General features: G+C 58.4%; 13 protein-coding genes. 9 read left to right on the top strand and 4 right to left on the bottom strand.

Annotated elements, in window-relative coordinates:
• Positions 1–8 precede the first annotated feature (8 nt).
• The gene (locus HMPREF9451_RS08535; RefSeq protein ID WP_009139892.1) at positions 9–467 is read right to left on the bottom strand and encodes a hypothetical protein; all 459 of its coding nucleotides are present in this window, start codon (positions 465–467) and stop codon (positions 9–11) included.
• 176 nt (positions 468–643) lie between these two features.
• Between HMPREF9451_RS08535 and HMPREF9451_RS08530 the strand changes: the two genes are divergently transcribed.
• The 7 genes from HMPREF9451_RS08530 (at position 644) to HMPREF9451_RS08500 (ending at position 8,458) form a co-directional block, all read left to right on the top strand.
• Complete coding sequence (locus tag HMPREF9451_RS08530) at positions 644–898, top strand: hypothetical protein (RefSeq protein WP_009139891.1); 255 nt, start codon at positions 644–646, stop codon at positions 896–898.
• A 2-nt stretch (positions 899–900) separates the two neighbouring features.
• The gene (nikR, locus tag HMPREF9451_RS08525; protein WP_083851915.1) at positions 901–1,410 is read left to right on the top strand and encodes a nickel-responsive transcriptional regulator NikR; all 510 of its coding nucleotides are present in this window, start codon (positions 901–903) and stop codon (positions 1,408–1,410) included.
• Positions 1,411–1,599: 189 nt separating this feature from the next.
• Complete coding sequence (hypF, locus tag HMPREF9451_RS08520; protein ID WP_009139889.1) at positions 1,600–4,047, top strand: carbamoyltransferase HypF; 2,448 nt, start codon at positions 1,600–1,602, stop codon at positions 4,045–4,047.
• Positions 4,048–4,085: 38 nt separating this feature from the next.
• On the top strand, positions 4,086–4,322 hold the full coding sequence (locus tag HMPREF9451_RS08515) for a HypC/HybG/HupF family hydrogenase formation chaperone (protein ID WP_009139888.1): 237 nt from the start codon (positions 4,086–4,088) through the stop codon (positions 4,320–4,322).
• Between the two features lie 2 nt (positions 4,323–4,324).
• Complete coding sequence (hypD, locus tag HMPREF9451_RS08510; protein ID WP_009139887.1) at positions 4,325–5,404, top strand: hydrogenase formation protein HypD; 1,080 nt, start codon at positions 4,325–4,327, stop codon at positions 5,402–5,404.
• A gap of 68 nt (positions 5,405–5,472) precedes the next feature.
• On the top strand, positions 5,473–6,498 hold the full coding sequence (hypE, locus tag HMPREF9451_RS08505) for a hydrogenase expression/formation protein HypE (protein ID WP_009139886.1): 1,026 nt from the start codon (positions 5,473–5,475) through the stop codon (positions 6,496–6,498).
• 208 nt (positions 6,499–6,706) lie between these two features.
• Positions 6,707–8,458, top strand: coding sequence for a glucose-6-phosphate isomerase (locus tag HMPREF9451_RS08500; RefSeq protein ID WP_009139885.1), 1,752 nt, complete (start codon positions 6,707–6,709; stop codon positions 8,456–8,458).
• Between the two features lie 405 nt (positions 8,459–8,863).
• Here HMPREF9451_RS08500 and HMPREF9451_RS08495 read toward each other — a convergent pair whose 3' ends face one another.
• Complete coding sequence (locus HMPREF9451_RS08495) at positions 8,864–10,528, bottom strand: FAD-dependent oxidoreductase (RefSeq protein ID WP_009139884.1); 1,665 nt, start codon at positions 10,526–10,528, stop codon at positions 8,864–8,866.
• A gap of 1,048 nt (positions 10,529–11,576) precedes the next feature.
• Here HMPREF9451_RS08495 and HMPREF9451_RS08485 point away from each other — a divergent pair.
• Positions 11,577–12,185: a response regulator transcription factor gene (locus HMPREF9451_RS08485; RefSeq protein ID WP_040626833.1), complete on the top strand. Its 609-nt coding sequence runs from the start codon at positions 11,577–11,579 to the stop codon at positions 12,183–12,185.
• Between the two features lie 113 nt (positions 12,186–12,298).
• On the opposite strand, the gene panF is transcribed toward HMPREF9451_RS08485, so the two are convergent.
• Both panF and HMPREF9451_RS08475 read right to left on the bottom strand, forming a co-directional pair.
• Positions 12,299–13,819 carry a sodium/pantothenate symporter gene (gene panF, locus HMPREF9451_RS08480; RefSeq protein ID WP_187364059.1) on the bottom strand — a complete coding sequence of 507 codons (1,521 nt, stop codon included), beginning with the start codon at positions 13,817–13,819 and terminating at the stop codon, positions 12,299–12,301.
• Entirely contained in the window at positions 13,788–14,072 is a 285-nt protein-coding gene (locus HMPREF9451_RS08475; protein WP_009139880.1) for a YhdT family protein, read from the bottom strand. Before HMPREF9451_RS08475 ends, panF begins: the two co-directional genes overlap by 32 nt.
• Before the next feature lie 318 nt (positions 14,073–14,390).
• On the opposite strand from HMPREF9451_RS08475, the gene HMPREF9451_RS08465 reads away from it, so the two are divergent.
• Positions 14,391–16,070, top strand: a complete 1,680-nt coding sequence (locus HMPREF9451_RS08465; protein WP_009139879.1) for a hypothetical protein — start codon at positions 14,391–14,393, stop codon at positions 16,068–16,070.
• Positions 16,071–16,074 lie beyond the last annotated feature (4 nt).

Genomic DNA, 16,074 nt, shown 5'->3' with positions numbered 1-16,074 from the left:
AAAGGTAATCAGGAGTTCTCGGGCAAGCCCTGTTTGAGTTTTTTGAGCAAAGCCCAGTCGCGCTGTTTGAGCCTGACGTCTGCCAAATCACTCTCAAACGAAGAGAAGGCGACATACAGACGCCCGAACGCGAACCCAAACGAATCGGGAACAAATGGCTCGCGATACGCCTCGGTAAGCAACGCTGCAGCGCCTTCGTCGGCAACAACTAACACCAGCGGATCCAGGCCTTCAACGGCGGAAAAGACCGAGGTGCGATCAAGCGAGGACGCCTGAAGAAAGACGGGGTCGGGCGCGCCAATTCCCGCACAAGCCGCCCTCAAGGCCGTCACCGCCTCCTCCGAAAGCGGCAAGGAAGCCACTACGCAAACCTCCGCGTCAATATCGCCGTCTATGGCGGCCGCAAACGCAAGCAGGGATTTCTCCTTGGCTTCTTCATACATGTTATTTTTAGCAGGTTTTTTCACACCGCTCCCTTTTTTCACCACAACGCGCTAGAACCATATATCAATAATAGGTTCAAAGAACAGCAAGGCGCAAATTTGCAAACAAACGGCGCTGCGCACGCAGAACCGCCGCAGCGCTCGTGCAAACAGCGCACACGCGCCGACGCATTGCACACATTGAAGAAAAGGAGCGAACCATGTGCACCAACGGAATCAACACCGCTCAGTTTGAGCAGATGATCGACCAAATTGACGACCATATCAAACTCGAGCGCCGCTGGACTCATAACCTGGGCCATCAGGCGGAAGATGCCGGATACCAGACCGTTGGGGCAAAGCTCCATGAGGCCATGGCAGCACTCGACTCCGTCCGCGCCCTGCTCGACGACGCGAAAGACGCCCTCGAAGACGACGCCCGCGATGCAAGCGGCGTAACCGTAGAGCTGGTGTAGCCATGAGCCGAGACCTCATGCGGTTCTCGGTCGCCATGCCGGAAGACCTCCTCATCCGATTCGATGCGCTCGTGGCCAAACGCGGCCTTGCCAAGAATCGCAGCGAGGTTATCCGAGACCTGGTACGCGACGCTCTTATCGAAGAGGAATGCTCGCTTCCCGGGGAAGAAGTCATGGGCACGCTCACCATCGTGTTCGACCACCACACCGGCGATGTCCGCGACAAGCTCGACGGCATCCAGCACGATTACTTCGAGCAGATCGTCACGTGCATGCATGTGCATCTTGACGCGCACACCTGCATGGAAGTCATCATTCTTCGCGGCGAAAGCGCCCTTGTGCAAAGCATCGCGAACATCATCCTTGGGACAAAGGGCGTGACCCACGGCCATCTCACCATGACCACCACAGGCCATGGCCCCTACACCAACCAGGGAGAAAAAGCCGCACGCGCGTGGGCGCACGAGCATCCTCATGCGCCGGCGAGCTCCCCGCTTTACCCTGCTCACTGACAATCCCCGCGAACGGGCAGGCGAAGGCGCCGGACAAGCGCCCAAAAGAGCAGGTGAAGGCTCCGAAGCTGAAGAAGCCGGGCCGCTTTAAAGGCTCTAAACATCCTCGGTCCCGCCCGCCCCGAAAGAGCCGGGCGGATCGCTTGCAGAGCCGCCGCCGAGACAACCTATCTACGACGAGGAGAAACCATGAAAGAAGCCCTCGACATCGAAGTGCACGGCATTGTGCAAGGCGTGGGTTTTAGGCCGTTCATCTACAAAATCGCCCGACGCCACCTCATCAACGGCTGGGTTCTCAACGCCACCGCGGGCGTATTCATCCACGCCGAAGGCGAGTCCAAAGACATCGACGATTTCGTCATGGAAATCTCTGACAACGCGCCTGCGGCATCCCGCGTCGATGAAATCCTGATGAAGGAAGTCCCGCTGGAAGACTTCGAATCGTTCACCATCCGCTATTCGGACGAAGCCGCAGCCGAGGCAACGACTCTCGTGTCTCCCGACCTGGCAACCTGCGACGAATGCGCCGCCGAGCTGTTCGACCCCGCAAACCGTCGCTATCATTATCCCTTCATTAACTGCACGAACTGCGGCCCGCGCTTCACCATCATCAACAAGCTGCCTTACGACCGCAAATACACGTCCATGGCGGCATTCCCCATGTGCGAGCAGTGCGCGACCGAATACGCCAACCCCGAAGACCGCCGCTTCCACGCCCAACCCGACGCCTGCTTTGAGTGCGGCCCCCATCTCATCTGGCGCACGGTCGACCACAGCGCCAATGCACAAGAAGACCTCGAGCGCGTCAAGGCCGAAGAGTCCTCCTTCGCCGAAAACGGCACCGTGAAAGAAGGCCGCATCGCACCTTTCGGCGTAGACCTCAAGGCGTCCGACGCCATCATCGACGCAGCCGTGCGCATTCTGCGAGAAGGCGGCATCGTTGCCATCAAGGGGCTGGGAGGTTTCCATCTTGCCTGCGACGCGCGCAACCGCGAGGCCCTAGCCACGCTGCGCACACGCAAACGCCGCGGCACCAAGCCGCTGGCTGCCATGTATCATACGCTCGATGCCCTACGAAAAGATTGCCTGGTAGACAACGCCGAAGAAAGGCTGCTCACCGGCGCTCAGCGCCCCATCGTGCTGTTGAAAAAACGCGTCGAGGCGCATTTCGCCGAAGGGCTCGCCGACGGCTTGTCCGAACTAGGCGCCATGCTTCCCTACACGCCCTTGCAGCACCTGCTGCTTGCGGCCTTCGGCGGCCCTCTGGTCATGACCTCGGGAAACCTGCATGACGAGCCCATCCAGACCGACGACGACAAAGCCTTCGTAGCCCTGCACGACATTGCCGACGCCTTCGTGGGCAACAACAGGCCCATTCGCTGCCGTTTCGACGATTCCGTCGTGCGCGTAATCAAAGCGGGCAGCGCCGGCGAGGCCGTGCAGATGGTGCGCCGCGCCCGCGGATATGCGCCCATGCCCGTGCCCCTGAAACGCGAGGCCGAGAAGAACGACGCGCAGTCCGTGATTTTCGCCGCAGGTCCCGAGCAGAAGAATACGTTCTGCCTGCTACGCGGCGAGGAAGCCTTCGTCAGCCAGCACATCGGCGACCTGGAAAACGCCCCGACATACGACGCCTGGCTCGAGGCGAAAAACCACTATGAGACGCTTTTCGAGGCGCAGCCTGAAAGCATCGCCTGCGACCTGCACCCCGAATACCTCGCCAGCAAATGGGCCGCAACCGCGCACGAAAACGGCATGCCTCTGTGCAAGGTGCAGCACCACCATGCCCATATTGCCGCCGTCATGGCGGAAAACAACCTTGACGAAGCGGTCATCGGTGTCGCCTTCGACGGCACGGGCTACGGCGCCGACGGCGCTATATGGGGCGGAGAAGTCATGCTGTGCAACCGTTCGGATTACGAACGCTTCGCCAACTTCTCGTACCTTCCCCTGCCGGGAGGCGCCGCTGCAATCAAGAATCCGTTGCGCATGGCGTATGCAGCGCTTTGGCAGTACGACCTGCTCGACCATCCTGCAGCAGCGCGCGTCGTAAAATCGCTCGGCGAGGCGGCCGAGGTGTGCGACCGCATGATCGAGCGAGGCATCAACTGCCCTATGACATCGAGCGCCGGGCGCCTGCTCGATGCGGTCAGCGCACTTTTGGGCGTCTGCGAGCAGCCTACGTATGAAGGTGAATCTGCCATTTTGCTTGAAGCGGCGGCTGGATCGACCGATGAATCGTACGAAATCGCCCTGGTGAAAAACACGGCCACCGAACAGAGTACTGCGCATGACACGAGCGTCATCCTGCTCGACGCAGAGCCGCTGTTCAAAGCCGTGCTCGATGACATGCAGGCAGGCGTGCCCGTGGCAACTATCGCGGCGAAGGTCCACAACGCCATGATTGCCGCCATCGTCCAATCCTGCCTGGTTGCGAATGCTGCATACGGCATTTCAATCGTCGCGCTTGCAGGCGGCGTGTTCATGAACCGTTTTATCACCGAAGGCGCGATCGCCGCCCTTGAAGGCGCCGGATTCACCGTTGCCCTTGGCAAAGAGCTCCCGCCCAATGACGGCGCCATATCATACGGTCAAGCAGCCGTAGCGGCGGCACGCGCCAACCAGCAATCATCGTAGGCACCGCCCTGCAAGCCCCTTCCAAGAAAGGACACGCCATGTGTTTGGCAATTCCCGCAAAGATTGCATCCATTGACGAAAACAACCTGGCCACCGTAGACATCCTAGGCGTCACGCGCCAGGCGTCGATCGATCTGACCCCCCAGGCTCAGGTGGGCGACTACGTGCTGGTTCATGCAGGCTTCGCCATCGAGGTGGTGTCTGAAGAGCATGCCCAGGAAACGCTCGACCTGATTCGCGAGTTCCCCGAACTTGCCGATGTAGAAACGGCATAGCCATGATTGACCAAAACAGCTTTAAAGACCCCGTGCTCGCCCGCGGACTCATCGAGAGCATCCAGGCCCTTGCGCCTGAACACGCAACCCTCATGGAGGTGTGCGGCACCCACACCGTGGCCATTGCACGCAATGGCATTCGCGACCTCATGCCCGAAGGCTGCCGCCTCGCGAGCGGACCGGGATGCCCCGTTTGCGTCACCAGCAACCACGATATCGACGCCGTCATTGCGCTCGCGCGCATTCCGGATGTGATTCTGACCACCTTCGGCGACATGACGCGTGTCCCCGGAAGCACGTCTTCCCTGTTGAAGGAACAAGCCGACGGCCGCGACGTGCGCATTGTGTATTCGCCGCTGGACGCGCTTACCATCGCCAAGGAAAACCCCGATCGCCCCGTGGTATTCGTGGGCGTGGGTTTTGAAACCACTACTCCGCTCGTGGCCATGGCCATCAAACGTGCGGCGGCCATGGGTCTTGAAAACTTCAGCGTCTATGCCGCGCATAAGAACATGCCCGGCGCGCTCGACGTGCTGATGGGAGACCCCGACCTCAAGGTTGACGCACTCATCCTGCCTGGTCACGTGAGCACCATCATAGGCGTGAAACCCTACCAATTCCTCGCCGAGAAATACGGCATCCCCGGCGTTGTCACGGGATTCGAGCCGCTCGACGTGCTACAGGGCATCGCTATGCTCATGCGCCAACTGCACGAAGGGCGCGCGGAAATCGAGAACGCCTACGCACGGGGCGTCATGCCCGAAGGCAATCCCGTAGCCTTGACCGCGATCAACGACGTGTTCGAGACCTGCACCGCCACCTGGCGCGGGCTGGGCCCGATTGAGGGCAGCGGCTACCGCATCCGCGAACAGTACGCGCAATTCGATGCATTGCGCCGCTTCGAACCCGAAATCGAAGAAACCCGCGAGCCACGCGGCTGCCGCTGCGGAGACGTGCTGCGCGGCATCATGGCGCCGAACGAATGCCCCCTGTTCCGCACCGTGTGCAGCCCCGAAAACCCCGTGGGTCCGTGCATGGTGAGCTCGGAAGGGTCGTGCGCGGCGTATTTCCGATATTACTGATCCTTCGAGCACCGACCAAACGCCTTTACAGGCCGCCATGCGCAAAAGATAGAAACAAGGAGCATTCCATGAACGACGAAACCGTCTTGCTCGGACACGGATCCGGCGGAACCATGATGAAACGCATCATCGACGATGTCTTCGCGGCCTCATACGGCAGCGAAGAGCTGGCGCAGGGCAATGACGCCGCCGTGCTGCCCGCTCCCACGCCGGGCGAGCGTCTTGCCTTTTCCACCGACACCTTCGTCGTGACGCCGCACTTCTTCCCCGGCGGCAACATCGGGCGTTTGGCCGTATGCGGCACGGTCAACGACGTTGCCACCAGCGGCGCTCAGGTGAAGTACCTCTCCGTGGGCATGGTGCTCGAAGAGGGCTTCCCCATGGACGACCTGCGCCGCATCTGCGCCACTATCGCCGAAACCGCGGCCGAGGCCGGCGTGCACGTGGTGACGGGCGACACCAAGGTGGTTAACCGCGGCCACGGTGACGGCATCTATATCAACACCGCCGGCATCGGTCTCATTCCCGAAGGCCGCAACCTCTCGGGAGCATCGTGCATGCCAGGAGACAAAGTCCTTGTCAGCGGCACGCTGGGTGACCACGGCATAGCCATCATGAGCCAACGTGAGGGGCTTTCGTTCTCCGCACCCATCGAAAGCGACGCCGCGCCTCTGAACCGTCTGATCGGCGCCGTCCTCGAAGCCGCTCCCGACACGCGCTGCTTCCGCGACCCCACGCGCGGCGGCCTTGCCTCCACACTGAACGAATTCGCTGAGCAAAGCGGCGTCGACATTGTAGTGCGCGAAGACGATGCGCCCGTCAAAGACGTAGTGCGCGGTGCGTGCGACATGCTGGGCTACGACGTTTTCCAGGTAGCAAACGAAGGCAAGATGGTGTGCGTTGTGCCAGCAGACCAGGCAGATGCAGCCCTGGAGGCTATGAAAGCTGCTCCCTACGGCACGGATGCCGCTATCATCGGCGAAATCCAGGAAGCGCGCGCCGACCGCGGGCCGAAGGTTTATCTGGAAACGGGCTTCGGCACGAAGCGCATTCTGGATATGCTCGTCGGAGAACAGCTTCCCCGCATCTGCTAGCGCTATCACGCTTCCTGCCGCAACGCAGCTGACGCAAAGGCACCGCTCTCTTCAGGGCGTCATCATCATCCCTCCATATAGGAGCCGTAAAAGTAGCGTTCAGCAACGGGCATTTGCTACAATATCTCGAACAGCAGAAATATCGGTGGCGCACTTTATCGTGCGCCATTTTCTTGTATGGAATTATAAACGCGAGAAAGAGACGCCCATGATCGCCAGCGAAACCGAAAAGCTTTACCCGGCGGCGAAAACCTTGGTGCGCGATAAGGCCGCAAGCCGCATCCACGCCAAAGACCACACGCTCTATGACTTTGAGGAATCGGCGTGCGATTGCGCTGCCCACTTCATGGGCTGGGCGGACCTTGCGAGCAATCCTCCGTTTCCATGCGAAGAAATTCAGGCCTTTGCAGACAAGGCGATCGCAGATGGGATCAAGACGGTTCTTCTGATCGGCCAAGGCGGTTCTACGCAGGCCCCCATGACCATCACCAAATACAACAAAATCGACCGCAACGCAGTTGATTTCAAGGTGCTCGATTCCGTGTCTCCGGCGCGTGTGCGCACCATTCTTGCAGGCACCGATCTAAGCAAAACTCTCGTTCTTGTTTCGAGCAAATCGGGCGGCACCATCGAAATGCGCAGCGTGCTTGACGCTGTTCTTTCTTATTTCGAAGAGTGCATGCCAGCAGAAGACGTGGCATCCCACCTTGTTGCCATCTCCGACCCCGGCAGCAATCTCGCAAAACGCGCGCAGGACGAAGGGTGGCGGGCGTGCTTTACCGGCGAACCGACCGTAGGCGGTCGATTCAGCGCCCTTTCTGTCTTCGGCCTTGTTCCTGCGGCTCTCGTGGGCATCAACCTGCATGATTTCCTCGAGCAGGCGAAAAAGGCCGAACAGGCCTGCAGCGAAGACGCTGTGGACAACCCAGCCATCGTTCTCGCATCTTTCTTGTACGACAACTACCTCGCAGGTCGCGATAAATTCTGCTTCTTCACCCCGAAACGCGGTCGCGTCTTGGGCCTTTGGATCGAGCAGCTCGTCGCGGAAAGCCTCGGCAAAAACGGTCTCGGCATTCTTCCTAACATTGAGATCGATTCGCTTCTTCTTGCCGAAGACCCCAAGGATCGCTGCGTCATCACCTATTCCACGAAGACCGACCTTTGGGACGAGCGCAAGAACTTCGATTTGAGCCTCGCATACCTCAACGACTCCATCCCGCGCCTTTCCTATCGCGTGGAAAGCGCCATTGAGCTGGCGGGGCATTTCGTCATGTGGGAGTACGCAACGGCCATGTGCGGCTACCTGATGAAAGTGTGCCCGTTTGACCAGCCCGACGTCGCGTCCACCAAGGCGGCCGCCCTTAAAATCCTCGAAGAAGGCGAGCCCGAGCCTGATTTCGAAGAGGCCTTCATTGGCACGGTCCATATGGGCCAGGCCGAAGTCACCATGGCTCCTTGCGTCAAGGCCGACAATATCATGGATGCGTTCTATACGCTGTTCTCTTCCGTAAAGCCGGGCGATTACTTCGCGCTGAACGCTTTCTTACCGTTCGACGGCGAAGGTCGCCGCGAAGCGCTCGAGACCATCCGCCACGGCGTTGCCGACAAACTTGGCGTTGCATCGTGCCTGGAAATCGGCCCGCGCTACCTGCATTCGACCGGTCAGCTGCAAAAAGGCGGCCCGAACAACGGCGTCTTCCTGCTTATCTCCGCCGACGAACTCAAGGACATCCCTTTGCACGATGTTGAAGCGGAAAGTCTGGGAGCCCTTGCCAAAGCGCAGGCTGCGGCCGATTTGTCTATTCTCATCGAGCGCGGTCGCCGCTGCATGCACCTCTGCCTGCCCGACAACGCCGGCGTAACCATCCGCGCCCTGGGCGACGCCATCATGCATGTTCTCAACCGCATTGAAGCCGAGCGGGAAGCGGCGGCGCAGAAAGCCGCCGAAGAAGCAGAGTAGAGTTCGCACGAGGAATAGCGCCACAACCATACGCACGCTCAAGGGGCGGTCGGCACGAAATCGGCCGCCCCTTTTCCTTTTCAATAACAGCATGCAGGCTTTTCGCACCCGCCGAGGTCAAGCGTGTCGTAGAACATGCCTCGGGATTCGCCGTAATACACAAAAGAATGTATAGCACGAATCACCCACGTCGAAAGAAAACGCACCGGCACCATACCTCGCCGGCCAATCAGAGAACCCGAACTGCGGACAATTGCGCCCCAACTAGAGAAATCGGTCGGACAACTAGGGAACTTTACCAGAAAACTAAGGAAGTCTACTGAGGAAGCAAGGGTCGCGTCCTATAAAAGAAGGGCGGCAATGCCGCCCTTCCCGGAGGGGTATTTCGAAATCGGCGCCGAGTTCCTAGACGCCCATGGCCCTGTCTGCCGCGAACTGTCCTGCGCGACGCCCGCCCGTGCAGGCGCGACCATGGCTCGCGCCTGAAATGGTTATCGGATAGTCGCCGAAGAAGAAGCTGCCCGAGCAGTTACCTGCGGCCCAAAGTCCCTCGATGGGCATGCCGCTACCATCGATTACCTGCTGGCTGTCGTTGATTTGCAGACCTCCCATAGTCACAAGCAGCGTTGTGCCGGCGTGAACGCCGTAGAAAGGCAGCTCGGAAATGGTGTTCAGGCACTGCTTGCGCTTGCCGAAATCGGTATCGTCGCCCGCTTCGCACAGTTCGTTGTAATGAGCGATGGTCTCTTTCGCCCTCTCCACGTTTAGACCGTCCATTTTCGCAAGAAGCTCGTCGATGGTATTGGCCGAAAGAATTTTTCCTTCATCGATGAACTGCTGAATCTGCTCAGGGTCATGAAGGGGTGAGCGAAAGTCTTTGCACACCACCATTCCCATCGCCGGTCCTTCAACCTCCCATTTGGAATCCCATACGACCCACTTCATATGACGCGGCTGAGCATTGTGAGCACGGCACACATAGGCATACGGCATGTCCTCGTTACAAAAACGCTCGCCCATGTCGTTGAGATACAACCAAGGCTGCCTTGTCAGAGGAATGGAGGGCATGTGCTCAAGGCCTTCGACGCCCTCGTCGAAATACATCGGGCAATGAGGCGCCGGATCTATGGCACCGCCCGCCCATGCGCCCATGCGAATGCCGTCGCCGGTATTGTGTGCGGGGGTCGTGATGTTATGAATGTCTTCGGCATGGTGAGGCACGAAAGCATCGAGCATCTCCTCGTCGGCGCCGTAACCGCCCGTAGCGAGCACAACGCTTTCGGCATTCACCTGAATGAACCCCGTCTCACCGCTATAGACGACTCCAGTCACAGCCCCTTCTTCGGATTTCACAAGCTGCTTCACCTCGCAGTTGAAGCGCGCATCGACCCCAAGTTCGCTCGCGTAGGCCGTAAACGCTTTGGCCCAGCCAATCGCAAACGGCGGCTCGTAGCCAGCTTCCGACCCCTCAGCAATCAGCTCTTCCGTAGGGACGATTTGAAAAGCGTCCGTAGCAAAATGCTCGTACCAAGCATCAGGTATCACTTGCATCTCAATCGGCATGAGAGCAATTTCAACGCCATGGGAAGCAAGGACGCCGCCCGCCCAATCAAGAGCTTCGGCCGAATTGTCCACCCATGCTTTCACAACGCGGTAATCACCACGATGGTCGCCCCATCGCAATACTTCCTGAAGAACGTCTTCCTTGCGATCGCGCAGGTCGATACCAGCCTCAAGCTGAAGCGAACCGCCAATGGCCCCATAGTCGATTCCCCTGAACTGCGCAGCGCCCGTCTTTTCCAGAAGAACTACCTTGGCGCCCTTTTCAGCCGCAGAGCACGCCGCCGACATGCCCGCCATGCCTGCGCCGATAACGACCACGTCAGCCTCTTCGACAGATGCGATATCCGCAATCGCTTCGGGAGCCGTCTCCCAGCTCCAAGCGCCGCCGTCGGTTGAGGGCACCCGTTCGGCCTGCTTCGGCGCGCAACCGGCCAAGCCCATACCTGCAAACGCAGCCGCAGACGCCGCCCCGACTCCCAAAAATCCCCTTCTACTTACGTTTTTCACAATGGCTCCTTTCGCCCCTCCTTAATGCGCGGGCAACGGCCGAAGAGAGAACGAACCGCACTAGTTGCATAACCTCACTTGACAGCCCGAAGTCCGCAGTCGATGCTTTTAGTTTGCAAGCGGAAAGCAAGACGAACAATCGGCTCAAAGCGGGTATTCGCCGAAAACAACATCATCGAATATGGATGATGTCCGCATTTCCCCTGATAAATCGACCTGGAGGATGCCTTGATCTCGGAATGGATAGAAAATCTCAAAGATATTTGCAATCCTCTTGTCATGCTAGGAACAGGAACGGCAGTTTGCTGGATACTTCTCCTAGCCGCATCACCCGTATTCACAACCTCATCAATATCGCTTTCGCACCCCATTCCATGGAGAAGCACCGTCCTCGTTTCGTGTTTTTGCACATTCGCCGTCGCCATACTTATCGAAAAGAAAATGCCTCTTATTCTCGGAAACCTCACCGGAAGCACGGGAGCGCTAGCCTCTTCTGCGGCAAGCATTGTCGGCGCGCTCGTTCATTCCTTTGTCGAAACGACTGCCGCCCAATACACCTCGGCCGCCCTCATAGGCTTTTCGACAGCGTCAATCGCCCTTGCGTGGTCGCAGCCGCTCTCCGATCTTCCTCTTCGAAAACGCATTGCCGCCGCCGCGTCGGGAAGCATCGTCGGTTGCCTTCTTTTCATGGCGATAGCATTCATCCGGCAACCTTTCGATCTTTTCGTCGGAATTGCCCTCTCCCCAATTTCTCTTGGCTGCCTTTATAGCGCTCGACAAATCGGACGACCATGGAACTGGAACAGTTCCTTGGCATAAAGGATTCTTCGACCTTCGCCTGGTTGCCTCGGCTGCAGCGGCCGGAATACTTCTCGCCCTATGCGGACATATGGTCTTGGAAAACGATTCTCAATGGATGACCGAAAACGTAACGGGACGCGCCTGTATAGGCGCCTTCTTTGTCCTTGAAATCGCGCTATCAGTTTATCTCGTAAAAAGAGCCCGACCGGAAAGCCCCGCCTTGGCGCACAAACCAAGCGTCGCATGCATGACTTTGGCTTTTCTTTTCTTCCCCTTCGCCACTGGGAAAGCAAGCATCCTCTGCCTTGCCTGCGCCTTCACGGGCTTCGGTTGCCTCATGGTGTTTTTCGCCATTGTTCTGGGCAATATGACGCAAAAGCTCAGTACGTCGCCTATCGAAACATATGCACGCGGTTTTCTCGTCCTGACAGGCGGCATACTTTTCGGAGAAATCGTCGCACAAGGAACAAAGCTTCTTTATTCGCAAAATGTGAGCTACGTAGGAATTCTGAGCCTCATCGGAATGTTCGTCCTTTTAGCGTCTGAATGGCGGCTCATCGACGCAGCAAAAATGGCCAACGAGACAAGCGCCATGGGTGGCACGGACCTGCATGAAAGCCAATATCAGGAAAACGCTTTCAATATCCGAAAATTCGCCAAGCAATACGGACTTTCCCCTCGCGAGCAAGACGTGCTCAATCTGCTCATAAAGGGTCGGTCGGTGCCTTTCATATGCGACGAACTCTTCCTGGCGAAAAGCACCGTGGCCACCCATGTAAAGCATATCTATAAGAAAATCGGCATCACCCAAGGACGCCAAGAACTGCTCGATATCGTCGAGCATTTCGAGCAATGAATCCTGTTCGTCGAATGGCATATCCCGTGCCGCCGGGTGTCCACGGAAAACGCAAAAGCGGGCGAAAGAGCTCCTTCGCCCGCTCGGACTATCACACGCAAACGCGTATTCGGCTATTTCTCCGGGAAGAACACCTCGAGCTTCTTTTCGTCCGAAGGCTTGCCCAGATACGAGCCGACAACCATGAGAACCAGGGCAACCGTGATGCCGATTACAATCTGATGCAGCCCGAACAGCTTGAAGCCGATCGCCATGGTAAAGCAGTAGGCCAGCGTGCCGCCCACCATGGATGCAATCGCACCCGTCTTATTGGCACGCTTCCAGAACAGCGCGCCTACGAACACCCAGCAAAACGCCGTTTCCAAGCCGCCGAATGCGAACATGTTGATTTTCCAAATCACATCGGGGGGCGTGACGGCAAGCACGAACACGATAACGCCAATGCCGAGTGTGGCAATCTGGCTGAAGCGCGAGACGGTGTCATCCTGCACCTCGATGCCCTTTACCTCGGCGCGATGCAGCCACAGGTCCTTGACGATTGCGGAAGAAGAAGCGATCAGCAGCGAAGAGACCGTCGAGATGGATGCGGCAATGGATCCGATAATCGCAATGCCCGCAAGCCACGGCGGCAACGTCTGCGCAATGGCAACGGGAATGATATTGTCGACGCTTCCGCCATACGCAGCAAGATCATCGGTCAGCACACCCGCAGCCAACGTACCGAGCGCAGTCACGCCGATCATCATGGCGCCGATGATAACCGTACCCCAAATCATGGCTTTATGCAGGGATTTCGTATCCTTGTAGCCCATGCAACGAACGACCGACTGAGGCAGGCAGAACGTCAGCACACCCACCAGCAGCCACTGCGTGAAATACAACGAGAGAGGCATGGCGCCGCCCGCAAAAGGCTCAAGCAGCTCGGGACGATTCGCCTGGATGGTGTTCATGACATTCTCATAGCCGCCACCCGCGCTGAAAATACCGCCGGCAAGCACGGCGATACCCACCAGCATGGCAATACCGCACAGTGCGTCGGTCACGGCAACGCCGCGAAAACCACCGACCGCCGTGAAGATGATTACGGCCGCACCAAATAAAAACAGGCCCGTCACATACGAATAGCCCGTTACAGCCTCGAACAGCTTCGCGCCACCGACGAACTGAGCGACCATGGTAGCGACGAAGAACAGCACCAGGATAAACGCCGCAGCAATTGCCAGGGCATTGGACTGGTAGCGTTCGCGAATCACGTCAATGACCGTAACGGCACCAAGCTTGCGCGAGACGAGCGCCATTTTCTTTCCCATGATGCCGTACAGCAAAAACAGCGTGACAACCTGCACCGTGGCCATGTACACCCAGCCGAAGCCGACATTCCACGCCTGTCCCGGCCCGCCCACGAACGAACTTACCGACCCGTACGTGGCAATGGTGGTCATAGCCAGCACGAAGCCGCCCAGAGCACGATCGCCGATGAAGTATTCTTTGACGAAACCGCCCGCCGACGTAGCGCGCGCCCTTCTGCGAACCAGCAGGGCAAGACCCAAGGCCGCAAGAAGGAATACGAGCACAGGCACCAAGCCCGCAAGTCCAATAGCGTTAGTCACGGTTGGCTCCCTCTTCCTCTTCATCAAGATCGAAATCGGCGAAAACGCACTTTGCCAAAAACACCGCCACCGCAATGGCGAATACCCACGTACCCACCGTGCCGCCAATAATCCACGCAGGCGTGCCGAACACCTTCACATCAAGCCCCGCAAGGCCGAAACCTGCAACGGCCCACACCACGATGCAGAGCACGAGCGAAACCACCGTGGCTTTCGCTTCTTTGTTCGCTTGAAGCATTTTCTGACGATAGGTCAGTTCGCCTTTCGACGAGGCCATGACCGCTCCCTTCGTTTTCCAAATCAATTGCTTCTCCTATGACGCCGAGCCTTAAGTCCTTCTCGCCACAGGCGTCGTTTCTACAACGCGAAAATTGTATCGACGCGACGCGGCCGATGCGCCCACGTCGTCCCGCGAATAACCCCGTTTTGCGCATTCCCCGAAAGCAAGCCCTTTACCTGGGAAAACGTTTGCGGTTCAATAACGAAAGCTGTATATTTATGCGGGGTTTTGCGGGGTACAGCCAGAAGAGCGCCGCAGCAGAACCGACCCGGCAAAACGAACCCCCACGTGCGCATCGCATCGAGAAAGGCTGCCATGCATCTGAAGAAAACAAAACGCAACGGCCGCATCTATCTTTCCATCGTGCAGAACTACCGCAAAAACGGTACCACCAAAACACGCACAATTGAGACCATCGGGTACGCCGACGACTACGCCAATGATTACGACGACCCCATCGCGCACTTCGAGGCGCGCGTAGCGGCCATGAACGAAGAGCGGCGCGCAAGCCGGTCCGCAATCGAATTCTCTTTTCCGCCCAACTGCACCATCGATGCCAACCACACCGAATCCGCTCGTTGGGGCGTGGCCATCGCGCTAGCCTACCTTGACGCAATCGAGGCGAAACGCGGAATAGAACCCATCGCACGCAACGAGCAGCAACGGGCGACCAGCGTAGAAACCGAATCCGAAAAACGCGCGAAGCCCTCGCGCAACGACTCGTTTACGGCGCGGCGCACCTTCGAAGTCTTCGCCGTCGAACGCATGCTACATGCCTCGCCCAAACACGAAACCTGGGAACGGCGGGAATCATTTCCGCGCCCGTGCGATTTCCCCATCGACGAAGCCTATCGCGCACTCCCTTTAATCGCCCATGCCGACAAACGCATCGCTCGGTCAATGAGGTCGGCATACGAACGCATCCGTCCGAACCATGCGCCGCTCGAATGCGCGCACGTGGTATTGGGCACCTTCGCTTTCGACGACACCGACGACGTCGACTCGACCGGCAACCGTAACGCTGAAGGCCGTATAACCGTATGCCTTGCCATGGTGCTCGACGAAGATGGCATACCCGCCGACTACCGACTGCTCGAAGCAGACCCCGACGAACACGCCGTACGCTCGTTGGCCGATGACATAAAGAAGAACACGGGAGCACGTCGTATGGTCATGGTGGCAGGACGATTGTCCCGCGCCGAAGCTATTATGAACATGCTCGCCGCCCAGGGAGACGGGTTTATCATGCACCGGCCCCTCGAAACCGCCGTCGAGGATATGCGCCATTGGATCGTGGACGATCAAGGCTACACCACAAGCCGCTCGGGCAATTACCGCATCAAGTCGCGCGTACGAACCGCTGCGGTGGAAGCCCTCGACGTACCGGACGGAAAAGAACGCGAGCACATCGCCAAACATGTGCGCGTGCGCGACATCGTATTCTGGGGTCGCGATTACGCGCTGCGTCGGCAAAGTGGCCGAACCGAAGCCGAAACGGCCACCTTGGACGGATACGCGTGCATTGTGACAAGCGAGCTCAACCTCAAAGCCCCTGAGGTCTTTCACCTGTATCGAGAGCTCTGGCGCCTGGCCGAACCCTTCCAGGTTCTTGAGTCCGACTTTTCCCCCTCGCCCTACCCCACGCCACTCGGCGAACATATGCGAGCCCACTTCGCTATTTGCTATGCGGCCTTTTTCGCCATGCGTCTCATGAGAAGCGACCTGCATTGGCGCTACAACGCCGCCCAAGTGGCGGACTCCCTTATTCGAATGGAAGGCGGTTATCTGGCGGAAAACTGGTTTCTGTTCGGATATCGCAGCCCCGTAAGCGACGCCATAGAGCAGGCTGCGGGCGTAGACGCGGCGCAGCGGTTGCGCACGCGGCAAGATATCCGCAAAGGCATAGCGCAGGCACGCGCCCATATTAGGAAAAATCCAAGAGAAAAAAGGCTCGCAGAATGGGCCGACAAAACAGGGAAGCCAGACAACTCGTGACCTG

This window comes from Slackia piriformis YIT 12062, from assembly GCF_000296445.1.
GTDB lineage: Bacteria > Actinomycetota > Coriobacteriia > Coriobacteriales > Eggerthellaceae > Slackia > Slackia piriformis.
The sequence above is the reverse complement of the archived record's forward strand: the minus strand, read 5'-3'. Positions and strand labels throughout refer to the sequence as shown.